Source organism: Actinoplanes subtropicus (assembly GCF_000721705.1).
GTDB lineage: Bacteria > Actinomycetota > Actinomycetes > Mycobacteriales > Micromonosporaceae > Actinoplanes > Actinoplanes subtropicus.
This window is the reverse complement of record NZ_JOJL01000007.1, coordinates 173,100-197,987: the sequence shown is the minus strand read 5'-3', so window position 1 is coordinate 197,987 and position 24,888 is coordinate 173,100. Positions and strand designations below refer to the sequence as shown.

31 protein-coding genes are annotated in these 24,888 nt (G+C 72.3%); 20 read left to right on the top strand and 11 right to left on the bottom strand.

Features of this window, described 5'->3' with window-relative positions; translation table 11 throughout:
* Positions 1-9 precede the first annotated feature (9 nt).
* Positions 10-207: a hypothetical protein gene (locus tag IH26_RS62795; RefSeq protein WP_030436153.1), complete on the bottom strand. Its 198-nt coding sequence runs from the start codon at positions 205-207 to the stop codon at positions 10-12.
* 19 nt (positions 208-226) lie between these two features.
* The gene (cofC, locus tag IH26_RS0111555) at positions 227-871 is read right to left on the bottom strand and encodes a 2-phospho-L-lactate guanylyltransferase (protein WP_030436152.1); all 645 of its coding nucleotides are present in this window, start codon (positions 869-871) and stop codon (positions 227-229) included.
* Between the two features lie 124 nt (positions 872-995).
* Between cofC and IH26_RS0111550 the strand changes: the two genes are divergently transcribed.
* From IH26_RS0111550 to IH26_RS0111525, 6 genes are all read left to right on the top strand, one after another.
* The gene (locus IH26_RS0111550; protein WP_030436151.1) at positions 996-1,724 is read left to right on the top strand and encodes a lysophospholipid acyltransferase family protein; all 729 of its coding nucleotides are present in this window, start codon (positions 996-998) and stop codon (positions 1,722-1,724) included.
* Complete coding sequence (locus tag IH26_RS0111545) at positions 1,721-2,719, top strand: NAD(P)H-dependent glycerol-3-phosphate dehydrogenase (protein WP_425394376.1); 999 nt, start codon at positions 1,721-1,723, stop codon at positions 2,717-2,719. Before IH26_RS0111550 ends, IH26_RS0111545 begins: the two co-directional genes overlap by 4 nt.
* A complete protein-coding gene (locus tag IH26_RS0111540; protein ID WP_030436149.1) occupies positions 2,716-3,819 on the top strand; it encodes a cystathionine gamma-lyase in 1,104 nt (367 codons plus the stop codon). The genes IH26_RS0111545 and IH26_RS0111540 overlap by 4 nt, the downstream gene beginning before the upstream one ends.
* 84 nt (positions 3,820-3,903) lie before the next feature.
* Positions 3,904-4,260, top strand: a complete 357-nt coding sequence (locus IH26_RS0111535; RefSeq protein WP_030436148.1) for a GntR family transcriptional regulator — start codon at positions 3,904-3,906, stop codon at positions 4,258-4,260.
* On the top strand, positions 4,257-5,138 hold the full coding sequence (locus IH26_RS0111530; protein ID WP_030436147.1) for an ABC transporter ATP-binding protein: 882 nt from the start codon (positions 4,257-4,259) through the stop codon (positions 5,136-5,138). The genes IH26_RS0111535 and IH26_RS0111530 overlap by 4 nt, the downstream gene beginning before the upstream one ends.
* On the top strand, positions 5,135-5,815 hold the full coding sequence (locus IH26_RS0111525; protein WP_030436146.1) for a hypothetical protein: 681 nt from the start codon (positions 5,135-5,137) through the stop codon (positions 5,813-5,815). The genes IH26_RS0111530 and IH26_RS0111525 overlap by 4 nt, the downstream gene beginning before the upstream one ends.
* On the opposite strand, the gene IH26_RS59695 is transcribed toward IH26_RS0111525, so the two are convergent.
* The 3 genes from IH26_RS59695 to IH26_RS0111510 form a co-directional block, all read right to left on the bottom strand.
* Entirely contained in the window at positions 5,812-6,300 is a 489-nt protein-coding gene (locus IH26_RS59695) for a protein-tyrosine phosphatase family protein (protein WP_030436145.1), read from the bottom strand. The two genes, IH26_RS0111525 and IH26_RS59695, sit on opposite strands and share 4 nt — an antisense overlap.
* Before the next feature lie 71 nt (positions 6,301-6,371).
* Positions 6,372-7,010: a DUF3515 family protein gene (locus tag IH26_RS0111515; RefSeq protein ID WP_030436144.1), complete on the bottom strand. Its 639-nt coding sequence runs from the start codon at positions 7,008-7,010 to the stop codon at positions 6,372-6,374.
* A 3-nt stretch (positions 7,011-7,013) separates the two neighbouring features.
* The gene (locus IH26_RS0111510) at positions 7,014-7,247 is read right to left on the bottom strand and encodes an Lrp/AsnC ligand binding domain-containing protein (protein WP_030436143.1); all 234 of its coding nucleotides are present in this window, start codon (positions 7,245-7,247) and stop codon (positions 7,014-7,016) included.
* 114 nt (positions 7,248-7,361) lie between these two features.
* Here IH26_RS0111510 and IH26_RS0111505 point away from each other — a divergent pair, with 114 nt between their 5' ends.
* Both IH26_RS0111505 and IH26_RS0111500 read left to right on the top strand, forming a co-directional pair.
* Positions 7,362-8,300, top strand: a complete 939-nt coding sequence (locus IH26_RS0111505; protein ID WP_425394375.1) for a thiamine-phosphate kinase — start codon at positions 7,362-7,364, stop codon at positions 8,298-8,300.
* An 18-nt stretch (positions 8,301-8,318) separates the two neighbouring features.
* On the top strand, positions 8,319-8,777 hold the full coding sequence (locus IH26_RS0111500; protein WP_030436141.1) for a GNAT family N-acetyltransferase: 459 nt from the start codon (positions 8,319-8,321) through the stop codon (positions 8,775-8,777).
* Between the two features lie 54 nt (positions 8,778-8,831).
* Here IH26_RS0111500 and rpmB read toward each other — a convergent pair whose 3' ends face one another.
* Entirely contained in the window at positions 8,832-9,023 is a 192-nt protein-coding gene (rpmB, locus tag IH26_RS0111495) for a 50S ribosomal protein L28 (RefSeq protein WP_030436140.1), read from the bottom strand.
* Between the two features lie 135 nt (positions 9,024-9,158).
* Between rpmB and IH26_RS0111490 the strand changes: the two genes are divergently transcribed.
* The 3 genes from IH26_RS0111490 to IH26_RS0111480 are packed head-to-tail and all read left to right on the top strand — an operon-like array spanning position 9,159 to position 13,278.
* The gene (locus IH26_RS0111490) at positions 9,159-10,754 is read left to right on the top strand and encodes a DAK2 domain-containing protein (protein ID WP_030436139.1); all 1,596 of its coding nucleotides are present in this window, start codon (positions 9,159-9,161) and stop codon (positions 10,752-10,754) included.
* Positions 10,751-12,943, top strand: a complete 2,193-nt coding sequence (gene recG, locus IH26_RS0111485) for an ATP-dependent DNA helicase RecG (protein ID WP_030436138.1) — start codon at positions 10,751-10,753, stop codon at positions 12,941-12,943. Before IH26_RS0111490 ends, recG begins: the two co-directional genes overlap by 4 nt.
* Positions 12,940-13,278 carry a DUF952 domain-containing protein gene (locus tag IH26_RS0111480; RefSeq protein ID WP_030436137.1) on the top strand — a complete coding sequence of 113 codons (339 nt, stop codon included), beginning with the start codon at positions 12,940-12,942 and terminating at the stop codon, positions 13,276-13,278. Before recG ends, IH26_RS0111480 begins: the two co-directional genes overlap by 4 nt.
* A gap of 93 nt (positions 13,279-13,371) precedes the next feature.
* Here IH26_RS0111480 and IH26_RS0111475 read toward each other — a convergent pair whose 3' ends face one another.
* The 3 genes from IH26_RS0111475 to IH26_RS0111465 form a co-directional block, all read right to left on the bottom strand.
* Complete coding sequence (locus tag IH26_RS0111475) at positions 13,372-14,346, bottom strand: CU044_5270 family protein (protein WP_030436136.1); 975 nt, start codon at positions 14,344-14,346, stop codon at positions 13,372-13,374.
* On the bottom strand, positions 14,346-14,939 hold the full coding sequence (locus IH26_RS0111470) for an RNA polymerase sigma factor (RefSeq protein WP_245665113.1): 594 nt from the start codon (positions 14,937-14,939) through the stop codon (positions 14,346-14,348). Before IH26_RS0111470 ends, IH26_RS0111475 begins: the two co-directional genes overlap by 1 nt.
* Positions 14,940-15,076: 137 nt before the next feature.
* Positions 15,077-16,036: a PVV-CTERM domain-containing choice-of-anchor G protein gene (locus tag IH26_RS0111465; protein WP_030436134.1), complete on the bottom strand. Its 960-nt coding sequence runs from the start codon at positions 16,034-16,036 to the stop codon at positions 15,077-15,079.
* A gap of 336 nt (positions 16,037-16,372) precedes the next feature.
* On the opposite strand from IH26_RS0111465, the gene rsmD reads away from it, so the two are divergent.
* The 9 genes from rsmD to mutM all read left to right on the top strand — a co-directional run bounded on the left by rsmD (position 16,373) and on the right by mutM (position 22,615).
* A complete protein-coding gene (gene rsmD, locus IH26_RS0111460) occupies positions 16,373-16,936 on the top strand; it encodes a 16S rRNA (guanine(966)-N(2))-methyltransferase RsmD (protein WP_030436133.1) in 564 nt (187 codons plus the stop codon).
* Positions 16,933-17,412: a pantetheine-phosphate adenylyltransferase gene (gene coaD / locus IH26_RS0111455; RefSeq protein ID WP_030436132.1), complete on the top strand. Its 480-nt coding sequence runs from the start codon at positions 16,933-16,935 to the stop codon at positions 17,410-17,412. Before rsmD ends, coaD begins: the two co-directional genes overlap by 4 nt.
* 92 nt (positions 17,413-17,504) lie before the next feature.
* A complete protein-coding gene (locus tag IH26_RS0111450; RefSeq protein ID WP_030436131.1) occupies positions 17,505-18,002 on the top strand; it encodes an SPFH domain-containing protein in 498 nt (165 codons plus the stop codon).
* Between the two features lie 78 nt (positions 18,003-18,080).
* Positions 18,081-18,647, top strand: a complete 567-nt coding sequence (locus IH26_RS0111445; RefSeq protein ID WP_030436130.1) for a YceD family protein — start codon at positions 18,081-18,083, stop codon at positions 18,645-18,647.
* A 5-nt stretch (positions 18,648-18,652) separates the two neighbouring features.
* Positions 18,653-18,826 carry a 50S ribosomal protein L32 gene (rpmF, locus tag IH26_RS0111440; protein ID WP_020518010.1) on the top strand — a complete coding sequence of 58 codons (174 nt, stop codon included), beginning with the start codon at positions 18,653-18,655 and terminating at the stop codon, positions 18,824-18,826.
* 64 nt (positions 18,827-18,890) lie between these two features.
* Positions 18,891-19,853 (top strand): phosphate acyltransferase PlsX, encoded by a 963-nt coding sequence (locus IH26_RS0111435; protein ID WP_245665111.1) that lies wholly within the window; start codon positions 18,891-18,893, stop codon positions 19,851-19,853.
* Positions 19,846-20,577, top strand: coding sequence for a ribonuclease III (gene rnc / locus IH26_RS0111430; RefSeq protein ID WP_030436128.1), 732 nt, complete (start codon positions 19,846-19,848; stop codon positions 20,575-20,577). Before IH26_RS0111435 ends, rnc begins: the two co-directional genes overlap by 8 nt.
* A complete protein-coding gene (locus IH26_RS0111425) occupies positions 20,574-21,749 on the top strand; it encodes a mannosyltransferase family protein (protein WP_030436127.1) in 1,176 nt (391 codons plus the stop codon). The genes rnc and IH26_RS0111425 overlap by 4 nt, the downstream gene beginning before the upstream one ends.
* Positions 21,750-21,760: 11 nt before the next feature.
* The gene (gene mutM, locus IH26_RS0111420) at positions 21,761-22,615 is read left to right on the top strand and encodes a bifunctional DNA-formamidopyrimidine glycosylase/DNA-(apurinic or apyrimidinic site) lyase (RefSeq protein ID WP_030436126.1); all 855 of its coding nucleotides are present in this window, start codon (positions 21,761-21,763) and stop codon (positions 22,613-22,615) included.
* A 253-nt stretch (positions 22,616-22,868) separates the two neighbouring features.
* Here mutM and IH26_RS0111415 read toward each other — a convergent pair whose 3' ends face one another.
* Positions 22,869-23,432 carry a spherulation-specific family 4 protein gene (locus IH26_RS0111415; RefSeq protein ID WP_030436125.1) on the bottom strand — a complete coding sequence of 188 codons (564 nt, stop codon included), beginning with the start codon at positions 23,430-23,432 and terminating at the stop codon, positions 22,869-22,871.
* A complete protein-coding gene (locus IH26_RS0111410) occupies positions 23,429-24,826 on the bottom strand; it encodes a hypothetical protein (protein WP_245665109.1) in 1,398 nt (465 codons plus the stop codon). Before IH26_RS0111410 ends, IH26_RS0111415 begins: the two co-directional genes overlap by 4 nt.
* Positions 24,827-24,888: the final 62 nt, after the last annotated feature.

The following is a 24,888-nucleotide window of genomic DNA, read 5'->3' as shown; positions in this document are numbered from 1 at the left end:
TTGATCAACTCAACCGATTCCGGCGATTCCCACACGGTGGACATCGCCCGTGACCTCGGTCTCTATCTCCACCCGTTGGCCGAGGCGGAGCAGCCGCAGCCCCGATCGCTGGAACGCGTCAGCATCGAAGGCCAGCTCACTGCCGTCGTCGAGGAGGAGCGTGCCGGCTCGGGTATCCGGGTCGAAGGTGGCGATGGTGCCCTGCATGACCTGCACGCTACCCGGTTCAGGCGGCCGGGACGCAGCTCACGGTGAGTCCCAGGTCACGGAGCAGGGCGCAGGTGTGCCGGCCGGCGCCGAGGGCCAGCACCCGGGCCAGGTCGGCCGGGGTGTCGACGTCCTGCCGCAGGCCCGGCCAGTCGCCGTCCAGCGGGGTCGCGCCGGAGGTCGCGTGCGCCACCGCCGAGCCCAGCCCGAAGCGCGGGTCGAGCGGCTCGCCGGGCGGGGCGGCCAGCAGCACCGTGCCGGAGCCGGCCGCGTCGGCCACGAAGCTGCGCCCGGCGGCCGAGCCGAGCGCCTCGTCCAGCTCTTCGGGGCGCAGCGCCGGCAGGTCGCCGGCCAGCACCGCGCGGAACCGGCCGAGGCCGGCCACCTCGTCGGCGCCGAAGCGCATCGCCGCGTTCAGGTCGGCGGCGGGCCGGTCGGGCACCACCCGGGCGCCGAGCGCGGTCACCGCGGCCGCCGCCACCGGGTCGTCGGTCACCACCACCAGCTCGGCCACCGCCGCGCCGGCCAGCACCGCCGACACCGTGTCGCGCACCATGGCCAGCGCCAGGTCGGCGTGCCGGGCCGCGGGCACCGCGCCGCGCAGCCGGCTTTTCGCCGCGCTCAACCGCTTGACGGGGATGACCGCCATCCAGTCCCGCACCATTGGTCAAGTCTGCCAAAGACCGGCGCGCGTCACCCTGCCTGGTCCCGGCGCGCCGGAGCGGGCATGATTCCTCCGAGGGATGGGGCCGCGGTGGGGACACGCCGCGGGTAGGGCAGGAGGGGCCGTGGCGCGGCGCAGGCTCGGATTCTGGCGGCGTTTCGCGGTCGTGCTGGTGCTCCCGCTGCTCAAGGTCTGGACCAAGCGGACCTGGGCCGGCATGGAGAACATCCCCGCGACCGGCGGCGTGATCATCGTGCCGAACCACGCGTCGCACTTCGACCCGCTGGTGGTGGCGCACTACATCTACGCCGCGCACCGGTGGCCGCGCTTCCTGGGCAAGGCGAGTCTGTGGAAAGTCCCCGTTCTGGGGTTCCTGCTGCGCAAGGTCCAGCAGATTCCGGTGGAACGCGGCAGTGTGGAAGCGGTGAAATCCCTGGACACGCTGGTCGAGGCCCTCAACGGCGGCGGCGTCGTGGTGATCTATCCGGAGGGCACCACCACCCGCCAGCCCGACCTGTGGCCGATGCGCGGCAAGACCGGCGCGGCCCGGCTGGCCCTGCTCACCGGCGCGCCGGTGATCCCGGTGGCGAACTGGGGGGCGCACACCATCTACGACCCGCGTACCAGCAAGCTCAAAATCCGTCCGGGTACGCCCGTCTCGGTCTTGGCCGGCCCGCCCGTCGACCTGTCCCGCTGGCGGGGCGCGACGCCCACCCGCGCGGTGCTGGAGCAGATGACCGAGGCGATCCTGCTGGAGGTCCAGGGACTGCTCGGCGGCCTGCGCGGCGAGCAGCCGCCCGCGGGGCTGTACGACCGGCCCGCCAAGCGCGCGACCGCGCCCGGGGAGGCGTGATGACCCGCGCCGCCGTCCTCGGCTCGGGCGCCTGGGGCACCGTGTTCGCCAAGGTGCTCGGCGAGGCCGGCGCCCACGTGACGATGTGGGGCCGCCGCCCCGGCGTGGTCGAGGAGATCCGCGACCGGCACACCAACGAGGGCTCGCTGCCGGGCGTACGGCTGCCCGTGGAAGTCACCGCGACCGCCGACCTGGCCGCCGCGACCGACGACGCCGACCTGATCGCGATCGCCGTGCCGTCCCAGACGCTGCGCGGCAACCTGGCCGGGTGGGCGGGTCACTTCGGCCGGGACGCGACCGTGGTCTCGCTGATGAAGGGCATCGAGCTCGGCACCACGAAGCGGATGAGCGAGGTCATCGTGGAGACCGGGCACGTCGAGCCGGAACGGGTGGTGGTCGTCTCGGGGCCGAACATCGCGCCCGAGATCGCCGAGCGCCAGCCCACCACCACGGTGGTCGCGTGCATCGACGAGGAGCGCGCCAAGCGGGTGCAGCACGCGCTCGCGCTGCCCTACTTCCGGCCGTACACCAGCGACGACGTGGTCGGGTGCGAGCTGGGCGGCGCGGTCAAGAACGTCATCGCGCTCGCGTACGGGATGGCCGTCGCGATGGGCATGGGCGACAACACCCGGGCCTCGCTGATCACCCGGGGGCTGGCCGAGACCGCCCGGCTGGGCGTGGCGCTGGGCGCCGACCCGCTGACCTTCGCCGGGATCGCGGGGCTGGGGGATCTGGTCGCCTCCTGCTCGTCGCCGCTGGCCCGCAACCGCACCTTCGGCGAGCACCTGGGCCGCGGCGAGAGCCTGGAGGAGGCACAGGCGGCCACCCGGCAGACCGCCGAGGGCGTGAAGAGCTGCCTCTCGATCCGTGACCTGGCCCGGGCGCACGATGTGGAGATGCCGATCGTCGAGCAGGTCGAGCGGGTGTGCCACGAGGGGGTGGACCCGCAGATCGCGGTGAAGCTGCTGATGGGCCGGGAGATGAAGCCGGAATGAGCTACTCCGACGGCACTCGGGTGGTGCACGCGGGACTGCCCGAGCCGGTGGTGGGCGAGCCGTTCCTGCCCGGGCCGGTGTTCGCCGCGCCGTACCACCTCGATCCGGTCAACGGCCCGGGGGAGAACGGCTACGGCCGCACCGAGCACCCCACCCGGCGTGCGCTGGAGGCGGCGATCGGGCAGTTGGAGGGCGCGCCCACGCTCGTCTTCGCCAGCGGCCAGGCGGCGATCACCGGGTTGCTGCTGTCGGTGCTTCGTGCGGGCGACACGGTGGCGCTGCCGTCGGACGGGTATTTCACGGTTCGGGCCTTCGCCGAGGGAACTCTCCGGGACCTGGGCGTGAGTTCCGTCCAGGTGCCGACCGCAGGGCCATATCCCGATTTTTCCGGCATGCGGCTGGTGCTGCTGGAGACCCCGGCGAACCCGGGGCTGGACGTGTGTGACATCCGGGCCGTCGCCGCGGCCGCGCACGCCGCCGGCGCCCTGGTCGCCGTCGACAACACGACGCCCACGCCGCTGGGCCAGAATCCGCTGGCGCTGGGCGCCGACATCGTGGTGGCGTCGGGCACCAAGGCGCTCACCGGCCACTCGGACGTGCTGCTCGGATATGTCTCGACCGCCGACGACGCGCTGTTCGCCAAGGTGGAGACCTGGCGCAAGCAGACCGGCGCGGTGCCCGGCGGTTTCGACTGCTGGCTGGCGCACCGGTCGATCGCCACGCTCGACCTGCGGCTCGCCCGGCAGACCGAGAACGCGGCGGCGATCGCGGCGATGCTTCAAGGCCGCCCGGATGTGCTCGCCGTGCGCTGGCCCGGCCTGGCGAAGGACCCGTCGTACGAGGTGGCCCGCGCGCAGATGCGCCGGATCCCCGGGGTGGTCTCGTTCGACCTGGGCACGGCCGACCGGGTGGGCCGGTTCCTCACCGCGGCGGCGCTGGTCTTCGCGGCCACCTCGTTCGGCGGCGTGCACACCACGGCCGACCGGCGGGCGCAGTGGGGCGACGACACGTCACCCGGCTTCGTGCGGCTGTCCTGCGGCATCGAGGACACCGCCGATCTGCTGGCCGACCTGACGGCCGCCCTCGACCAAGCGACCTGACGCCGCCCTGACACTTGCCTGGTCGGCGTCCCTGGCTCTATGGTTCATTACATGAGTAATGAACCGCAGAACTAGGGAGGCTCGGTGGCATTCGACGACCGCAGCCCGATCTACCTGCAGATCGCCGACGGCATCAAGAACGACGTTCTGAGCGGCGCCCTCAAGGAGGACGAACAGGTCATGTCCACCAACCAGTACGCGGCCTTCTACCGCATCAATCCCGCCACCGCGGCCAAGGGGTTCGCCCAGCTGGTCGACGAGGGCGTGCTGTACAAGAAGCGGGGCATCGGCATGTTCGTCAGCCCGGCCGCCCGGGAGAAGCTGCGCCGGGAGCGGCGGGAGAGGTTCTTCACCGAGGTGGTCGACCCGATGCTGGCCGAGGCCAAGCGGATCGGCATCGAGGTCGACGAGATCGTGCGGCACCTCGGCGGTGCCCGGTGATCGAGCTGCGCGACGTCTCGGTGCGGTACGGCTCGACCGTCGCGGTCGAGGGCATCGACCTCGACCTGCCGACCGGCAAGATCTACGGGCTGCTCGGGCGGAACGGCTCCGGCAAGACCAGCCTGCTCAGCGCCCTCGCCTCGTTCCGCCGCCCGTCCTCCGGCACGGTCCGGGTGGACGGCCAGGACGCCTTCGAGAACCCGGCGGTGATGCGGCAGACCTGCTTCATCCGCGACACCCTGGACACCAACGAGTCCGACAAGGTGCGCGCGCTGCTGCGCTTCGCCGGCTGGATGCGCCCGAACTGGGACGCCGACTACGCCGCGAAGCTGCTCGACCTCTTCGAGATCAACCCCCGGAAGCGGGCCTCGTCGCTCTCCCGCGGGCAGAAATCGGCGGTCGGCGTGGTGCTCGGCCTGGCCGCGCGGGCGCCACTGACCATCCTGGACGAGACGTACCTGGGCATGGACGCGGTGGCCCGGTCCGCCTTCTACCGCGAGCTGCTCGGGGACTATCTGGCGCACCCGCGCACGATCATCCTCTCCACCCACCTCATCGAGGAGGTCGCCGACCTGTTCGAGCGGGTGATCGTCATCGACCACGGTCGGCTGCTCCTGCACGAGGAGACCGACGAACTGCGCGGGCGCGGGGTCACCGTGACCGGGCCGGCCGCGGCGGTCGGCGAGTTCGTGGCCGGGCACACCGTGCTCGGCGAGCAGACCCTGGGTGGCGTCCGCGCGGTCACCCTCGACTGGCGGCCCGACCCGGCCGACCTGGCCCGCGGCGAGTCGGCCGGGCTCAACTTCGGCCCGGTCGGCATCCAGGACCTCTTCATCCACCTCACGTCCCGGGCCCAGCCGCTGGAGGCCACCCGATGAGCGTCACCCGCGTCCTGTTCCGCCTCTACCGGCCGATCATTCTCCCGTTCGTGGTCATGATCGTGCTGGCCGACGTGATCGCGACGGTGGCCGTGACGTCGGTCAGGCACCCCGACTTCAGCATGTGGCTGGTGCTCGGCGGGGCGGCCGCGAAGTACTGGATTCTGGTGATCGGCATCATCCTGGTCGCCATGCACCTGCGGCAGTTCGTGGTCAACGGCGCGACCCGGCACGAGTTCCTGGCCGGGGTGGCCGTGTTCGGGCTGATCCTCGCGGTGGCCTGGGCGATCGCGGTGCCACTCGGGCACGGCATCGAGAGCGCCGTGCTGGGGGCCGCCGGCAAGCGGGGGCCCGGTTATCCGGTGCTGACCGCTGGCGGCGCGCTGCGGCAGTTCGGGCAGCAGCTGCCGATCTCGCTGGCCTACCTGGTGTCCGGGGCGATGATCGCGACCGGGTTCTACCGGTGGCGGGCCTGGACCGGGCTCGTGGTGATGCTCGGCGGCGCGGTGCCGGCGCTGGCGACCGACTGGCTGCTCGGGTTCGACGTGTGGGGCGGCCTGAACCGCGGCGTGCCGTACCCGGCCGGGCTGGCGCTGTCGGTCGCGGCCATCGCGCTGGTGGCGTGGGGACTGCACCGCGCGATCAGCGACGTGCCGATCCGCCCGACCGCCGGTTAGAGCCGGACCAGCTGGGTGGGGACCTGGTGCAGCCAGTCGCGGGTGACCGGTGCCTCCGCGCCGCCGGTCACCCGGCGCAGGGCCTCGCCCGGGGCGATGCCCAGCAGCACCAGCGTCGTACAAGCCAGCAGCGTCGACCGGCCGACGCCGCCGAAGCACTGGGTCGCCACGAAACGCCCGGCCCGCACCTGCGCGGCGAGCTGGAAGGCCAGGGTGACCACCTTGGCCGCCTCGTCCTGGGGTGGGCTGTCCTCGCCGGCCGGGAACGACACCAGGTCCACGCCCAGCCTCGCCGCCGCGGCCGCGCCGCCGCCCAGGCCGAGCCGCTGCTGCTCGGCGGTGGTGAGGGCGGAGACCAGGACGGTGACCCCGGCGCCGGCCAGCTCGGCCAGTTGCTCATCGGCCCAGCCGTCTTCGCGGGGGTGCGCGATGGTCGCGAGCCGGCCGGAACCCCAACCGGCGAGCACGTGGAGCGCTGCTGTCATGAGCCTGCTGTTTCCCTAGTCCCCGGAATGGCAACGCAGAGCAGAGTAGCCCTACGGCGCCAAACGGGACTTCACTGTGTACAACCGGTCGGCACGCCGGAGGTCTTCGACCTGACCGTCTTGACCACCGGGTCGGAGAACTCGTTGGCCCACTGCGCCGCCTGGTTGTAGCTGGACGGCACGGTCACCTGCACGGCGACTTCCCGGTCCATCGTGGTGAACACGTTGGACGCCGGGCCGTCCTGGCCCCACCAGCAGACGCCGTTCATCGCGTACATCGTGGCGTCCAGCGGCACGCAGCCGGGATGCCCGCCGTCCACCCGCTCGCACATCGTCGGCTGGGTGATGCCGCAGGCGACCGTGATCGGCGGCTCGCCCCAGGCCGCGTTCTGCTCCGGGCCCGCGGTGACCTTGCGGCCGGGCAGGCCGCGCAGCGTGGCCGGCAGTTGCGAGGTGACCGCGAGGCAGACCTGGGCGGTGCGCGCGTCCAGCTTGGGCGCCGCCATCTGGACCGGGGTGGTGGGCTCGACGACGGGCGCGCTCGCGGACGGGGCCGGCGTCGCGGTGGTGTCGGAGGGCAGGAACTTCCAGAAGATGAGGAGACCGGCCACGAGCGCGATCGGCGCGGCGATCGCAGCGGCCAGCAGGGCGGCGCCGCGCGTCGTCGGTTCCGTTCGATTCGCGGTGGGAGGCGTCTCCACGTCGACCATGACTCAGAGGTTTACCACGGAGCAGGTGAGCGTCCGCATGATGCCCAGGACGTTCTGGACCTTGCTCACAATGAGCCCGCCGAGATCGTCGACGGTGTGCGCCTCGGCCAGAACCACCACGTCGTACGGGCCGGTGACCGCGTCGACCCGGATCACTCCGGGGATCTTTCCGATCGCGACGGCCACGTCATGGGCCTTTCCGACCTCTGTTTGGATCAGGATGTATGCCTGGACCACAATCCGCTCCCATCCGCCGCCAGCCTGCACCAGAACGTGAAACTACCGTAAGAATCCACTCGGCTGCGGGAAGCCACCGTTGGGGGCCTCTGTCACGAAGGGATGGCCGTACCGGTGAGCATTGCCGAGATCGGCGAGTTCGGTCTCATCTCCCGGGTCGTCGCGCGGCTCGGGGCCGGGTCGAAGACCCTCCTGGGCCCCGGCGACGACAGCGCCGTGGTGGCCGCGCCCGACGGCCGGGTGGTGGCCTGCACGGACGTGCTGGTCGAGGGCCGGCACTTCCGGCGCGACTGGTGCGGGCCCGCGGACGTCGGCCATCGGGCCGCCGCGGCCAACCTCGCCGACATCGTGGCGATGGGCGCCGAGCCGACCGCGCTGCTGGTTGCCCTGTGCGCGCCGGCCGACCTCGCCGTCGGCTGGGCCGAGGAGCTGGCGACCGGGCTGTCCGACGAGGCGGCGCTCGTCGGGGCGGGCGTGGTGGGCGGGGACATGTCGTCCAGCCCGACGCTGACCGTGGCGGTGACCGCGCTGGGCGATCTGGGCGGCCGGCCGCCGGTGCTGCGGTCGGGGGCCCAGCCGGGCGACATTCTCGCGCTGTCCGGGCGTACGGGTCATGCGGCGGCCGGATACACCGTCCTGTCCCGCGGCTTCCGTACGCCCAAGATCCTGGTCGAGGCGTATCGGCGGCCGGAGGTGCCGTATGCGGCCGGGCCCCGGGCGAGCGCGGCCGGCGCCACCTCGATGATCGACATCTCGGACGGGCTGCTGCAGGACCTGGGGCACATCGCGGCGGCCAGTCTGGTGGCTGTCGACGTACGCACGGAAGCCTTTGACGTGCCCCCGGCGATGCGGGACGCGGCCACGGCATTGGGGGTCGATCCCCACCAGTGGCTGCTCGCCGGCGGCGAGGATCACGCGCTGGCGGCGACGTTCCCGGCCGGGACGGCGCTGCCGGAGGGATGGCGCGAGATCGGCACAGTGCACGACGGCGAGGGTGTGACGGTCGACCGAAAACCGTGGAGCGGCCCGGCGGGCTGGGACCACTTCCGCTGAAAGATTTACAGTCGTCGGGTGCGGGAGATCAAGATCAGGATGGCCGACACGGCCGACCCGGCGGTGCAGGCATTGCTGGTCGACGTGCTGAACGAGCTGTCCGAGAGGTACGGCGGCAGCGGCGACGACACCCCGATCGCCGAGGACGACTTCACCCCGCCGAACGGGGCGTTCTTCGTGGCCGACGACGGCGAACGGCTGATCGGCTGCGCCGGCTGGCGACGGCACGGCGACGATGCCGAGCTGAAGCGGATGTTCACCGCCAAGGCGGGCCGCCGGCGCGGGCTGGGCCGGCGCCTGCTGACCGCCATCGAGGAATCGGCGCGGGCGGCGGGCTGCCGCCGGCTGATCCTGGAGACCGGGGACCAGCAGCCGGAGGCGATCGCGCTCTACCAGACGGCCGGCTACGCCCGGATCCCGGATTTCGGCTACTACAAGGACGAGGCGGACGTGCTCTCGTTCGCCAAAGACCTCTGACACAGACAGCCGCCGGGCCTGTGGCCCGGCGGCTCAAGTCTGATGAGCCTCAGCTCAGGCGCGGACGACCTTGCCGGCCTTGATGCACGAGGTGCAGACCTGGAGCTTCTTGGTCGTGCCGCCACCGGCGGGGGTGCGCACCGACTGGATGTTCGGGTTCCAGCGGCGGTTGGTCCGCCGGTGCGAGTGGGACACGTTGTGGCCGAAGCCCGGCCCCTTGCCACAGACGTCGCACACGCTAGCCACGGGTAACTCCTGAGTTTGAAACGAACTGAGCTTGCAACCCGGCAAGGTTACCCGACGAGCGGGTCGAACACCCAATCGCCCCCGGTCAGGGAGCGGTCCACCGATAATGTCGGTGGGCGACAGTACGATTTTCGCGTGCTGGAGACCCTGGACGCCGCCGCGGTGCACCGCTGGTGCGGTGGTGGGCTGGCCGCGTTGCGCGCCCACCAGCACGAGATCGACGAGCTGAATGTCTATCCCGTCCCCGACGGCGACACCGGCACCAACCTCGTGCTCACCCTCACCTCGGCCCAGCAGGCGCTCGACGAGGCGCCCCCGCTCGATGCCGCGCGACGGGAGACGCCGCCGGCCGGCAGCGCGTTGCGCCGGATGGCGCGCGGCGCCCTGCTGGGCGCCCGGGGCAATTCCGGCGTGATCGTCTCGCAGATCCTGCGCGGCATGGCCGACGCCCTCGCCCCGGCGGCCGCCGTGCGCGGCGCCGAGCTGGCCCGGGCGCTGCGGTCGGCCACCGAGGCGGCCTATGCGGCGGTGGCCCGCCCGGTCGAGGGCACCGTGCTGTCGGTGGTCGCGGCCGCCGCCGACGGCGCCGAGCGCCTCGGTTCCGACGATCCGGTGCTGGTGGCCCGGGCGGCGGCCCGCGCGGCCGCCGAGGCGCTGGCCCGCACCCCGCAGCAGCTGCCGGTGCTGGCCCGGGCCGGGGTGGTCGACGCCGGTGGCCGGGGCCTGGTGCTGCTGCTCGATGCGCTGGTCGAGGCACTGACCGATGCGCCGGTTGCCGCGCCCATCTTCTCGGTAGGGGAGGCTGAAGTGTCCGAATATTTCGGATACGAGGTGCAATATCTCCTCGACTCCGACGACGCCGCCGTGGCGGTCCTGCGCGAGACGCTCGACAAGCTGGGCGACTCGCTCGTGCTGGTCGGCTCCGGCGACGGCACCTGGAATGTGCATGTCCACGTGAGCTCGGCCCAGATCGGGCCGGCCGTCGAGGCGGGCGTCGCCGCGGGCCGGCCGCACCGGATAAGCGTCACCCCGCTCGAGCCCAGCGGCCCGCATGCGGTCGAGGTGACGCCCGCGCCGACGCCGGGCCGGGCCGCGGTCGTGGTGGCGGCCGGCGACGGCCTCACCGCGCTCTTCGAGGCCGAGGGCGCCACCGTCGTCGGCCGCAACCCGTCGATCCGGGAGATGCTGGAGGCGATCACCGCGAGCGGCGCCGGCTGCGTCGTCCTGCTGCCCAACGACGCGAATACGCATGCCGTGGCCACCGGCGCGGCCCGCGAGGCCGAGGCGGCCGGGGTGCGGGTGAGCGTGGTGCCGACCCGCTCGCCGGTGCAGGCGCTGGCCGCGCTGGCCGTCCGCGACCCGGCGCGCCCGTTCGCCGACGACGTCATCGCGATGGCCGAGGCGGCCGGCGCCTGCCGGTACGGCGAGGTCTGCACCGCCCAGCGCGACTCGCTCACGGTGGCCGGGCCGTGCCGGGCCGGCGACCTGCTCGGCCTGGTCGACGGCGAGGTGCACGTGATCGGCGCCGACCTGGAGGACGTGAGCCGGCGCCTGCTCGACCGGATGCTCGGCGGCGGTGGCGAGCTGGCCACCCTGGTGCTCGGCGCCGACGCCCCGCCCGCGCTGGAGGGGGTGCTCCGCGGCCACGTCACGCAGGCCTGGCCGTTCGTCGAGCTGGCCTGCTACGCCGGCGGGCAGCCCCGGTACCACCTGCTGGTTGGAGTGGAATGAGCGACCCGACGACGACCACCACCCCGCTGCGCGCGGTGCTCGGCGAGCGTGCGGCGAAGGCCCTCGCCACCCACCTGGAGCTGCACACCGCCGGCGACCTGATCTACCACTTCCCGCGGCGGTACGACGAGCGCGGCGAGCACACCGACATGCGCGACCTGAAGATCGGCGAGCAGGTCACGCTGCTGGCCCAGGTGCAGTCGGTGAGCGTCAAGCCGATGCGCGCCCGCAAGGGCAATATGCTGGAGATCACCATCGGGGACGGCTCCGGGGCGACGCTGACCTGCACCTTCTTCAACCAGGCCTGGCGCGAGCGCGAGCTGCGCCGCGGCCGGTGGGGCCTGTTCGCCGGCAAGATCACCGACTTCCGCGGCAAGCGCCAGCTGAACGGCCCGGCGTACCAATTGCTCTCCGCCGACGCCACGCAGGACGAAGCGGCCGAGGAGATCGAGGAGTTCGCCGGCGCGCTGATCCCGGTCTATCCGGCCGCGCAGGCGGTGCCGACCTGGGTGATCGCCAAGCACGTCCGCACCCTGCTGGAGACGTTCCAGCCGCCCGCCGACCCGCTGCCGGCCGCGGTGCGGGCCAACCGCAACCTGGTCGGCATCGGCACGGCGCTGCGCGAGATCCACCGGCCCAGCTCGAAAGAGGCGCTGTTCGCCGCGAAATACCGGCTGAAATGGGACGAGGCCTTCGCCGTGCAGCTAACCCTGGTGCAGCGCCGGGCGCGGGCGGCCGCCGCGCCGGGCACCGCGCGCCCCCGGGCCGAGGGCGGCATCCTGGCGAAATTCGACGCGACCCTGCCGTACGAGTTGACCGACGGCCAGCGGCAGGTCGGCGAGGAGATCGCCGCCGACCTGGCCCACCCGCACCCGATGCACCGGCTCCTGCAGGGCGAGGTGGGCTCGGGCAAGACCCTGGTCTCGGTGCGCGCCATGCTCCAGGTGGTCGACGCCGGCGGCCAGGCGGCCCTGCTCGCGCCGACCGAGGTGCTCGCGACGCAGCACTACCGCGGGATAAGCGAGCAGCTGGGCGCGCTCGGCCGGGCCGGCGAGATCGACGGCGATCCCGGCGGCACCCAGCTCACCCTGGTCACCGGCTCGCTCGGCGCCGCCGCCCGCCGGGCCGCACTGGCCAAGGTGGCCGACGGGACGGCCGGCATCGTGGTCGGCACGCACGCCCTGCTGTACGAGGGGGTCGACTTCCGGGACCTCGGGCTGGTGGTGGTGGACGAGCAGCACCGGTTCGGGGTCGAGCAGCGCGACGCGTTGCGCGCCAAGGCGGCCCGGCCGCCGCACGTGCTGGTGATGACCGCGACGCCGATCCCGCGCACGGTCGCCATGACGGTCTACGGCGACCTCGAGGTGTCCACCCTGTCCCAGCTGCCGCGCGGCCGCTCGCCGATCGCCTCGCATGTGGTCCCGCCGGAGCGGCCGGCCTTCCTCGACCGAGCCTGGCAGCGGCTGCGCGAGGAGGTGAAGGCCGGCCACCAGGCGTACGTGGTGTGCCCCCGGATCGGTACCGGCGGCGCCGACGAAGACGAGGAGCCGCCCGGCGACAACGAACCGGCCCGGCGCCCTCCTCTGGCCGTGACCGAGGTGGCGCCGCTGCTCGCCGAGGGCCCGCTGAACGGCCTGCGTATCGGCGTGCTGCACGGCAAGCTCCCGGCCGACGAGAAGGACGCGGTGATGCGCGCCTTCGCCGGCGGCGACCTGGATGTGCTGGTCGCCACCACGGTGATCGAGGTGGGCGTCGACGTGCCGAATGCCACCGTCATGATCATCATGGATGCCGACCGGTTCGGCGTCTCCCAGCTGCACCAGCTGCGTGGCCGGGTCGGCCGCGGCTCCGCGGCCGGCATCTGCCTGCTGGTAACCGAGTCGGTGGAGGGCACCGCGGCCCGGGAGCGGCTGGACGCGGTCGCCTCCACCACCGACGGCTTCCGGCTCTCCGAGATCGACCTCGAGCAGCGCCGCGAGGGCGACGTGCTGGGCGCCTCGCAGTCCGGCCGCCACTCGCACCTGCGGCTGCTCTCCCTGCTGCACGACGCGAAACTGATCACCGATGCCCGCACCGAGGCCGCCGACCTGATCGCCGGCGACCCCGACCTGACCGACCACCCGGCGCTGGCCGCCTCGGTGGCGGCGCTGGTCGACGAGGAGCGCGCCGAGTACTTGGAGAAGGGATGATTTTGCATATCTGCCCGCGTGACGCGTGGGAGAAGGCGCTGGCCGCCGGCGTCTACGAGGGTGACACGCTGGCCACCGACGGCTTCATCCACTGCTCGACCGAGGAGTGGGTGCACCTGCCGGCCACGGCCATCTTCCGGGGCCGCGCCGATCTGGTCCTGCTGGAGATCGCCGAGGATCGGCTGCCCAGTCCCGTGGTCTGGGAGGAGGGCGTGCCGCCGCACCCGGAGGTCCCGCTCTTCCCGCACCTGTACTCGGCGCTGCCCACGGCGGCGGTCGTCGCGGTCCGGGATTACCCACCCGACGCGGACGGTTCGTTCTCGCCGCTGCAGTGAGCCGCTGCAGTGAGCCGCTGCAGTGAGCCGCTGAAGTGACAGGGGCGCGCCGACCGGAAGATCGGCGCGCCCCGCTGGCCCGAACTGGGGGTATCAGTTCGTTTCGCCGGGCTTGTCGACGATGGTCATCTTGCCGTAGATCACCTGCCGGAACAGGTCGCCCTTGTGCGTGTACGAGGTGCCGTCGTCGGCGCGGTTGACGTGGTCGGCCACGGCGATCATGCGTTCGCCGATCAGGGCGTAGGTCTGCTTGTCGAAGAGCAGTTCCTGCGACAGGTAGCCCTCGAGAACCCGGCCCAGGCCGATCGCGGGGCGACCGTCGATGGTGACCGCGTCCGGGTTGATCGTCATGCCCGGCTGCTCGGCGAGGTAGCGGTAGATGGCCGCCCGCACGTCGGGTGGCAGCACGTACTGCCCGGCCAGCGACTCGGGTTGCGCCATGACGCCGCCCTCGGGGTGGTCGAGGTAGTACGCCACCTTCGCGGGAGTGGTCAGCTTGACGATCTGCGACCACGGGACGAACGCCCAGCTTCCGCCGTTCTCGCCCTGCCGGTGCACCTCGAGCCTCCCGTTGTTCATCGACGCCTGGACCTGGCCGTCGATGCGGTTCCACACCTGCACCGTGCGGTACTTCGCCTGGCCCGGCAGGAGGGCGCCGTTGGGTGTCTTCCGCTCGTACGCCGGCGGGTTGCGCATCTCCCGCGTCTCGACGTACATGAACTGGTCGGGCCGGGGGTTCACCCAGCCTCGCCGCTCGGCCGTCCACGCCGCGTTCTCCAGGTACTGGGCGGCGCTGACCGGGCGGAGGTACGGCACCGCCGCCGGAACCTTCCCCTGCTGCACGGCCGGCCGGGTGGCCGCCGGGTCGTCGAGGTTGACCACCACCACGGCGGTCGCAACGGCGGCGGCCGTGGCGACGCCGACCACGAAGGGAACGCGCAGGCGGCGCCCGTCCGCGCGCGGCGCGGTGATCCGGGTTTGCAGCGCGGCCCGGGCCCGCTGCTGCGCGGCCATCGGCGGCGCCACGTCGGGGTCGAAGGCCTCGCGCAGAATGCTGATCTCGTCCATCACTCGTCCACCTCGGTCTCGGCGCCCAGCGCCCGTCGCATCTCCTGTCGTGCCCGGTGCAGCCGGGACCTGGCGGTGCCGGCCGGTATGCCGAGCGCCTCGGCGGCCTCCTGCTGGTTGAGCCCGGCCCATGCCACCAGCAGCAGCACGGCACGGACCGGCTCGGGCAACCGCCGCAACGCGTCGGCGAGGCGCCCGCGTACGGCTGCCGCGTCGAGCCGGACCGCGACCGCGTCGGCGTGGCCGTCGACCTCGCCGGTGTCCTGCCGGCCGGCCCGCGCCAGCGCCTTGTAGCGTCGCGACTCGGCACGCACGTGCCGGGCGACCAGGTTCGAGGCGATCCCGTACAGCCAGGGCCGTGCCTCGCCGCGAGCGGCGTCGAAGCTGTGCCGCCGGTCGAAGGCGGCCAGGAACGTCTCGGAGGCCACGTCCTCGGCGAGATCCGGGCCCAGCCGCCGCGCCACGTACGCGTAGATATTCCGATAGTGCCGATCGAAGATCGCCGTGAAGATCTCCGGTCGCCGTTTGGCCTGTTCGATCAGGTCGGCATCGGTGTCCACCCACGTCGCCCCGGGCTGCGTCACCGTCACCACCAGACCCGTCTCCGTCGTATCTCAAGGTGCGTCACACCGATGATTCGCCGAAGCCGGGAAAAGTGTTCGGCTCGGGTGCCGACACAAGAAGGGGCGCGCCGACCAGGTCGGCGCGCCCCTCAGGGTTGTTGCGGTGATCAGGCGGTGAACTTCACCTTGCGGCGACGGGCCAGGAAGAACAGGACCGCGCCCAGGGCCAGGACGGCCACCGCGCCGCCGGCGATGGCGGCGGTCGGCGTGCCGGTCACGGGCAGGCCGCCACCCTTGCCGCCGGTGCAGTTGCCGGGGCCCTCGTACTTGACGGTGTCGTAGTCCGAGATGGTCTTGCCGTTCACGGTCACCGAGATCGTGACCTTGATCGAGAAGCCGGCGGTCGCGCTGAACTTCTCGGTGTGCTTCTCACCGGGCTTGAGCGTGAAGCTGCGCTCCTCGCCCTTCGAGGTCTTCAGGTCGAACTTCCACGTGATGCCGTTGGCGGGGTTGTCCGCGCCGATGGTCATCGTGGTGCAGTCCTCTTCGAGGATCGGCGTGAAGATGTTCGGCGCGTCGGTCGGAACCGGCAGGGTCGGCGTCTCCGACGGGGTCGGGGTCGGCGACGACGGAGAGGCCGGCGACGACGGCGGCGTGCTCGGCGTGCTGTCGCACTTCTGCTCCGGCTTGTGCACCGTCGTGTACACCGGCGCGTGCCAGTTGTCACCATTGTTGGTGTAGCCGTCCGACCACAGCAGGATGGTCTTGAGGGTCACCGATGTGGCGCTGGAGTTGGTGATCTTGGTGCTGGCCGCGAGCGCCTGATCCGAGCTGGGCTGGGTGTAGGGGGGAATGGCGTGGGCCGGATCGGTGATGTTCACCGTCACGGCCTTGCCGCTGCTGTCCTTGGCCGAAATGTCGCTGGCTTTCGCGTCGGCCCCGAAGTCGTTGCCGATCTTCCAGGAAACGGTCCAGCTGCCGTCGGACTTGACGCAGTCGGAGCTGCCCGCGACGAGGGGGCTGTGCGCGCTGGCCGGGGCCGCGAAGGCGGCCACTCCGGCGAGGCCGAGCAGGGTGCCGGTGACGACGGCGGTCGTACGCCGGAACTTGGTCTTAAGCAGGTTCACGCCTACTCCTGTGTTGGGGTCAGGGGTCCGGCGAGGAAGCGGCGGGCCGACGCCAAGAAATGGGGGCGAGGCCGTCGACGACGCCTCCCCACGTCGTCGACACGTAGACGTATCTACGTGCAACGGAGGATGACCCTAGCGACTAAGGAGTAACTGGGAAATGCCTCAGAGGCTCTTAAAACTGTTGTTATCCATCCGTGATCTTCCATGAACCGAGGGGCATCGGGCGGCTGCCGAGCGTGTCCGGCCACAGGGGAATTGTTCACTCTCCGATTGCGGTCGGTAAGTGGTGAAGTAGCTTCTACACGTGTTCCTCGACAACCCCGGTGCGGCGGCATGACCAGGATCATTGCGGGCGCCCACGGCGGCCGGCGGCTGTCCGCCCCGGTCGGCGTCGCTACTCGGCCCACTTCGGACCGTGTTCGTGAGGCGCTCTTCAGTGCCCTAGACACGATGACCGACCTGTCGGGAGCGCGGTTCGCCGACCTTTATGCCGGATCCGGGGCGGTTGGTCTGGAGGCGCTGTCCCGCGGCGCGAAGCATGCCCTTCTGGTCGAATCGGACGCTCGCGCGGCGCGGGCCATCCGCGACAACATCGTGGCGCTCAAGGTCGGCGCGGCCGCCCGGCTGATCACCGGCAAGGTCTCGCAGGTGCTCGCCGGAGCGGCCGATGGCGGCCCGTACGACGTGGTGTTCGCCGATCCGCCCTACGCGGTCGGCGACGACGAGATCCTCCAGCTGCAGGAAGCGCTGCTGGCCGGGGACTGGCTCGCGCCGGACGCCGTGCTCGCGATCGAGCGCTCGAGCCGGGGTGATCCGCTGAGCTGGGTGGATGGCATCACTGCCGACCGCAGTCGACGGTACGGGGAGACTACTCTTTGGTACGGTCGCCGATCATGAGACGTGCGGTGTGTCCCGGCTCCTTCGACCCGGTCACCAACGGCCACCTCGACATCGTCGGGCGGGCCAGCCGGCTGTTCGACGAAGTGATCATCGGAGTGCTGATCAACCAGTCGAAGTCCGGCCTGTTCACCGTCGAGGAACGCCTCGAGATGCTCAGCCAGGCGACGGCCGGCTACGACAACGTCCGGGTCGACTCCTTCCACGGGCTGCTCGTCGACTTCTGCCGGGCGCAGGGCGCCGCGGTCGTGATCAAGGGCCTGCGCGCGGTCAGCGACTTCGACTACGAGTTGCAGATGGCGCAGATGAACATCGGGCTGTCCGGCGTGGAGACGTTGTTCATGCCGACGAATCCGCTCTACTCCTTCCTGTCGTCCAGCCTTGTCAAGGACGTGGTGAAGTGGGGCGGCGACGCGTCGGCGTACGTCCCGGACTTCGTCGGCGAGCGTTTGGTGACGCGACTCAAGCAGAACTGACCCCTCGGCGCGCCGGAAACCGGACCGCGACGGACGCAGTAACGTGATCGGACCACGCTCTGTGGGTGCGCTATGACAGGAGTGAATCACCGGTGGATCCGCTCGACAACATCGACGAGATCATCGAACGCGTCCAGGACGCGCGCTCCGTCCCGATGTCGCGGACGAATTTCATGTACGACCGGGGCGAGATGATCGAGCTGCTCGACGCGCTGCGCTCCGGGCTGCCCTCGGAGATCCGCAAGGCCGCCGCCGTGCTCGACGAGCGGGACCGCATCATCGAGGCCGGCCGCCGGGAGGCCGACCGGATCATCAGCGAGGGTGAGGCCGAACACGCCCGGCTGGTCTCGGTCAACGAGATCACCGTCTCCGCCGAGCACGAGGGCGCCCGGATCATCGCCGAGGCCCGCACCGAGGCCCAGCGGCTGCGCGAGGAGGTCGACGACTACGTCGACACCGCGCTGGCCAACTTCGAGCAGTTCCTAACCCGGGCGCTCGCCTCGATCGAGCGCGGCCGGGACAAGATGCACGCCCTCCGGGAGATCGGGACATTCCAGGGCGAAGACACCGAGCGGCCCCTGCCGTTCTAGCGGCCCGGCCCGATTCGACGCTGCGGCTCCTGCTCAGGTAGCCTTTTACGTCGGCCTACCCATGGCTGAGAGTTCACGATGCCCAAGTCACCTGTGCAGAACCACCTGGACCCCAGGCTCCCGCTGGTCGTCGACACGACCAAGCTTCCGCGGCAGCCTGGTGCGACGCGTGCCCTGAAACGGGTGGCCCCGGCGCCGGCGGATCTCGGCCTGGAGCTGATCGGCGTACCGGAAGGGTCGGATCTTGAGCTTGATCTCGAGCTCACCTCCGTCTCCGAGGGTGTGTACGTCTCGGGCCGGGTCCGTGGCTCGCTCACCGGCGAGTGCGGCCGCTGCCTGAACGAGATCAGCGAGTCCTTCGACGTCGCCATCGCGGAGCTGTTCGCCTACGAGGACAGCACCACCGAGGAGACGACCGACGAGGACGAGGTGGGCCGGATGCAGGGCGACCTGATCGACCTGGAGCCGGCGGTACGGGACGCGATCGTGCTGACCTTGCCGACCAACCCGCTCTGCCGGCCGGACTGCCCAGGCTTGTGCCCCGAGTGCGGGGTGCATTTCGACGACCTCCCGGCCGATCACAGCCACGAGGCTGCCGATCCCCGCTGGGCCGCTTTGCGGAACCTGAAAGAGACTGAGGAGTAACTACCGTGGCCGTCCCCAAGCGCAAGATGTCGCGCAGCAACACCCGGTCCCGCCGGGCGAACTGGAAGGCGACCGCGGTCGCGACCCAGGCCTGCCCGCAGTGCAAGTCGCCGAAGCTGCCGCACACGGCCTGCTCGGTCTGCGGGACCTACAACGGTCGTCAGGTCCTCGAGGTCTGAGCCTCGCGGAGTGACGCGCCCGATCTCCGGGCGGGTCGTTCCTGGGCAACGGCGGACCACCGGTGTGCCGGCTCCCTCCGCGGAGCCGGTGACCGCGCGGATCGCCGTCGACCTCCTCGGCGGGGACAACGCTCCCGCCGTCGTGGTTGACGGCGCTCTGCGCGCCTTCCAGGACGACCCGTCCCTTCACCTCCTTCTCGTCGGCACGCATGAGGCGGCCGGCGCGGTTCTCGCTGCCGTCGCACCGGCCGAGCGCGACCGCGTGGGCATGCTGCCCATGCCGGCCGTCGAGCTGCATCCCGACGACGCCACCCGGGCCGCCCTGCGCGCGGTCGCCGACGGCCTCGCCGACGCGGTGCTCTCCGCCGGCAACACCGCGGCCATCGTCGTCTCCGCCACCCGCGCGCTCGGCCGCTGGCCGGGGGTGCGCCGCCCGCCGCTCGCCGCCGTGCTGCCCACCGCCGCCGGCCGGCTCGTGCTGCTCGACGTCGGCTCCGCGGTCGACCCGGACGCCGCGACCCTCGCCACGCACGCCCGGCTCGGCGCCGCGTACGCCGCGATCGTGCACGAGGTCGCCGAGCCCCGGGTGGGCCTGCTCACCATCGGCACCGAGCGCGGCAAGGGCGACCGGCTGCGCCGCGCCGCGCCCGAGCTGCTCGCCGCCCTGGACCTGCCGGCCGGCGGCCGTTTTGTCGGGCTGGTCGAGGGCCATGACGTCGTCATGGGCGCCGTGGCCGACGTCGTGGTGACCGACGGCTTCACCGGAAACGTCCTGCTCAAGGGTCTGGAGACGGCGTACGCCCGGCTCGGGCCGCCCGGCGGGTCGGCGGGCGTGCCACCGCGCGCCGCCCTGCTGCTCGGTGTCAACGGCACCGTCGTCGTCTGCCACGGGGCCGCCTCCGGCGCGGACCTGGCCGCCGGCATCGCCTTCGCCGCCCGGACGCACCGCCGCGCCGCCGTCGCGGCGATGGCCGAACACGTCTTTGAAGATCAGCAGAGCCCGCACAACGAGGTGTCCCATGAGTGACAAGCGTCGCCGGCCGTCGACCGCCCCGCTCGAGGAGGCGTTCGGAGTCCCGTTCGAGCCACCCCTGCTCGAGCGGGCCCTCACCCACCGGTCGTACGCGTACGAGAACGGCGGCCTGCCCACCAACGAGCGCCTGGAGTTCCTCGGCGACTCGGTGCTCGGCGTCGTGATCACCTCGGCGCTCTACCACAACCACCCCGACCTGCCCGAGGGCCAGCTGGCCAAGCTGCGGGCCAGCGTGGTCAACATGCACGCGCTCGCGGACGTCGCCCGCGGCCTCGGCCCGTCCGGCCTGGGCCCGCACCTGCTGCTGGGCAAGGGCGAGGAGACCACCGGCGGGCGGGACAAGGCGAGCATCCTGGCCGACACGCTGGAGGCGCTGCTCGGCGCGATCTACCTGGAGCACGGCCTGGACGTGGCGGGCGAGGTGATCCACCGGCTGTTCGACCCGCTGATGGCCGAGTCGGCCGGGCGCGGCGCGGCGCTGGACTGGAAGACCAGCCTCCAGGAGCTGACCGCGGCGCTGGGGCTGGGCGTCCCGGACTACGTGATCGAGGACTCCGGCCCGGACCACGCCAAAACCTTCACCGCCTGGGTGGTGGTGGCCGGCGAGCGGTACGGCGGCTCCGAGGGGCGCAGCAAGAAGCAGGCCGAGCAGCGGGCCGCGGCGGCGGCGTGGCGGACGCTGAACGAACGCGGCAGCGAGAAGCCCGACGATCTGTGAGCGCGACCGTGGTGGAAGCGGAAACGGCAACCCGGCGGCCGTCGCTCTGGGAGCAGGCCGGCTGCCGGCGCGGCGTGCTCACCGCGGTCGGGATCTTCGCGCTGACCCGGATCGCCCAGCTGCTCATGCTGGCCTGGCTGGGGCACGCCTCGGGCGACGGGGACAGCCTGCGCAGCCGCCTGCTGGTCTGGGACGGCGGCTGGTTCCTGCGGGTCGCCGTTAACGGGTACCCGCACGGCTACACGTACGGCGCGAACCATCAGATGGAGGGCAACGAGCTCGCCTTCTTCCCGCTCTACCCGATGCTGATCCGGGGCGTGGCGGCGCTCGGCATCAGCCCGCAGACGGCCGCGATCGGGGTCACCTGGCTCGCCTCGATCGGCGCCGCGGTCGCCCTGCATCTGCTCGGCACCACCCTGCACAGCAAGCGGGCCGGCTGGGCGCTGGTGGCGATCTGCTGCACGGCGCCGGTGTCGGTGGTGCTGTCCATGGCGTACTCCGAAGCGCTTTTCCTGGCTTTGGTGGCCGGCATGCTGGCCGCCGCCCACCGCAAGGTGTGGTGGGCCGCCGGGCTGCTGGGTCTGGGGTGCGCGCTGACCCGGCCGACCGGCGCAGCGGCCGCGCTCGCCCTGGCGGTCGCCGCGATCATGGCGGTGCGCGAGTCCCGGACGAAGGCCTGGCAGCCGCTGCTGGCCGCCGCGGTGGCGCTGGCCGGCGTGCCGCTGTTCCTGATCTGGGTGGGCCTGCGGGTCGGCGACCCGAGCGCCTGGTTCCGTATCCAGTCCGCCGGCTGGGGCACCTCGTTCGACTTCGGAAGCAGCACCTGGACGTTCCTGCGCCAGACGCTGAGCACCGGGGACGGCTGGGTGCCGGTCAGCGTGGCGCTGATCCTGCTGGTCGCGCTGGCCGCGGCCGGGGTGGCGCTGGCCGGGAAGCCGTGGCTGCCGCTGGCGGTTTACGGGGTGGTGGCCATGGTGCTGGTGTACGGCCAGGCCGGCTTCTACCACTCGAAGCCGCGCCTGCTGTTGCCCGTACTGTTGACGCTGCTGCCCGCCGCCGTCGCGGCCGCGCGCGCCCGCCCCCGGGTCGCGGTGCTGTCGATCGTGGCGTGGGCGGCGTTCGGCCTCTGGTATGGCGCCTACCTGGTCGCCATCTGGCCTTATACGCTGTAGGGAGACGTGAAGTGCCCGAACTGCCCGAGGTCGAGACCGTCCGGCAGGGACTGGCCAAGTGGGTGGCCGGCCGGACCATCGCGACCGTCGAGGTGCACCACCCGCGCTCGATCCGCCGGCACCTGCCCGGCGACGCGCACTTCATCGCGATGCTGACCGGCCGGACGATCCTGGACGCCTCCCGGCGCGGCAAGTACCTGTGGCTGCCGCTGGACTCCGGCGACGCGATCATCGGGCACCTGGGCATGAGCGGCCAGCTGCTGATGCAACCGGCCGAGGCCGAGGACGAAAAGCACCTGCGGATCCGGTTCACCTTCACCGACGGCGGCCCGCAGCTGCGCTTCGTCGACCAGCGCACGTTCGGCGGCCTGTCGGTCTCCGAGGGCGGCGCCGAGCTGCCCGACGAGATCGCCCACATTGCCCGCGACCCGATGGACCCGCTCTTCGACGACGAGCTGTTCGTGGCAAGGCTGCGCGGCAAGCACACCGAGGTCAAGCGCGCCCTGCTCGACCAGACCCTGATCAGCGGCGTCGGCAACATCTACGCCGACGAGGCGCTGTGGCGGGCCCAGCTGCACGGCGCCCGCCCGACCGACCAGCTCACCCGTCCCGCCGCCCGGCGCCTGCTGGCCCACGTCCGCGACGTCCTGGGCGAGGCGATCGTGGCCGGCGGCACCAGCTTCGACGAGCTCTACGTCAACGTGAACGGCGAGAGCGGCTACTTCGACCGCTCACTCAACGCCTACGGCCGCGAGGGCCAGCCCTGCCACCGCTGCGGCACCCTCATCCGCCGCGAGCAATTCATGAACCGCTCCTCCTTCAGCTGCCCCAGGTGTCAGCCAAGACCTCGTCTGCCGAAAAACTAAGATCAAATTCCCGCTACCGTACGAGGTCAGCCAAGTCCCGGCCTACCAAGGCGACCTGGCTGCCGTCCCGACCCTGTGCCGCCACCATCCGGGCTGAGACTGCAACTCGGGCAGGCCGGCCCAGGTGTCAGCCTGCCCTCGCTGCCGCCGTTCACGCGACTACCTTCTCTCGCCGAGCAAGTATCTCGCCGACCGAGTATCTTGCTGGGCGAGTATCTTGCTGGGCGAGTATCTTGCTCGGCGTGAGAGTGGGTCAGCGGTCCGGGCTGCCGGCGCCGCCCGCGTAGGCGCTGACATAGGGGCTGGCGTCGGTGGCCAGGCCGAAGCCGGCGCCGCGGCGGCCCATCAGGCGGCGGGCGGCGGTTAGCAGGGCCGGCGGGACGCCGTGCACGATGTGGCCGTCGCCGGGGCGGACGCCCTCGCCGTCCCAGCTCTGGTAGGCCGTCCACGGGCCCTCGAAGGTGCAGATCCGGACGCCCAGGTCCCGGTAGAGGGGGTGGGTCGGCACGCCGGGGTTGAGCACCACGCGGTGCAGCCCGCGCCGGGCGGCCAGCCGTACGGTCAGCGCCACCGGCCCGACCCCGCCCGAGCCGGCCGGCGCCCGGTCGAGGAACAGGCCCTCGACGCCGTCCTCCCGCCAGGCGTCGACGTCGGCGAGCACGTCGGCCAGCGACCGGCTGCCCCAGTCCAGGTCGATCCGGCCGAGCGACTGGTGCATGGTGCGGCGTTCGCCGGGCAACTCCCGGATGATCCAGGTCTCGCTGTCCAGGGCCAGCTCGGGCGAGGGATGGGCGTACGGCGGAAAGAGGGTCTTCATGATGCTCTCCGGGGGTCGGCGGCGGTCAGGGCGACGGCGAGCAGGCCGGCCAGGTGGGTCACGGCTAGCGCGCCGACGGCGTCCGGCAGGGGGCCGGCGGCCGGTAGCGGAAGGATCTTCAGGGACACGGTGAGCAGCGGCGCCGCGATCGCCAGGACGGCGGCGACGCCGGTGCGGCCGCGGGCGGCGAGCAGGTAGGTGACGGCGAAGACGCCGCCCAGCAGGGTGCCGCCAGCCAGCGCCAGTACCTCGGCGCGGGCCTCGGTGCGGGCGGCGACCACGGCGAGCGCGATCCCCAGGGCCAGCGGCGGCAGCAGGCCGGCGAGGGTGACCGCGGTGACGCCCCGGCGGTCCGGGCCGGCCTCGGTGCTCCACCCGATCAGCGCCTCCAGGATCGGCACCGCGAGCAGCAGCGGCAACCAGAACGGCGCGGTCGAGCCGGACGGCACGGCTCGCCAGACCAGCCCCACGCTGATTGCCTGGGAGGCGCCGACGGCCAGGTACGCGGCGGCCCGGCGCACCTCCGGCCGGGTGAGCCGGATCGGTCCCCGGGTACCGCAGATCATGGCCGGCCGGAACGCGCGGATCAGCGCCACCACGATCGCGGCCGGCAGCAGCGTCCCGATCGACAGCGTGCCGATCGGCAGCGTCCCGATCGACAGTGTGCCGGCCGGCGGCGTCCCGATCGGCGGCATGCCGATCGACAGCGTGCCCGTCGGGAGCGTGCCGGCCGGCAGCCCGGGCACCGGCCGGCTGGCCAGTGCGGCGAGCGCGGCGGCGGCGAGCGCCCAGCACGGCACGAACCAGCGGACGACGGCCGCCTCGGCCCGGGTGACCAGCGCCGCGGTGACCGTGGCCAGCGTGGCCAGCCCGCCGAGCCCGACCACCAGCGCCAGCCAGCGGTGCGGCCCGACCAGGGCATGCGGCGCGACCCAGACCAGCGCGCACCACAGCGCCCCGGTCGCGGTGAAGCCGGCGCCGACCAGCCGGCAGGCGGCCGAGACCCCGGCCCGCCGGGCCACGGACACGCCGGCGCAGGTCAAAGCTTGGGCGGCGGTCCAGCCGAGCAGCAGGGTGACCAGCGGAACCGGCCAGGCCACCTGCCCGAACGACTCGCCACCGGCCAGGGCGACGCTGAGCGGCCCGAGGTAGAGCGCGCAGCGAAGCGCGACGGCCCCGAGGTAGGCCCGGCGGGCCGGCGCGCGCCGCGATCGCCGGCGGACACTGACGGCCGGCGCCGGCGCGGCGGTCTCCGGCACGGTGGGTACCGGCTCGGCGGCGTGCCGGGCCCCCGCGCGCACACCGGAACCGTGCCGGCCGGTGGCGGCCGGGCCTGGGCGCCGAGTGCGGACCCGGGTCGGCCGGGTGGACGTCCGGCGTGGGGTGATCGTCACAGTGCTGCACCTCCGATCGCGGCCCGGCGTTGGGTGGTCGTCACAGCGGCCGTCCCGTTGTC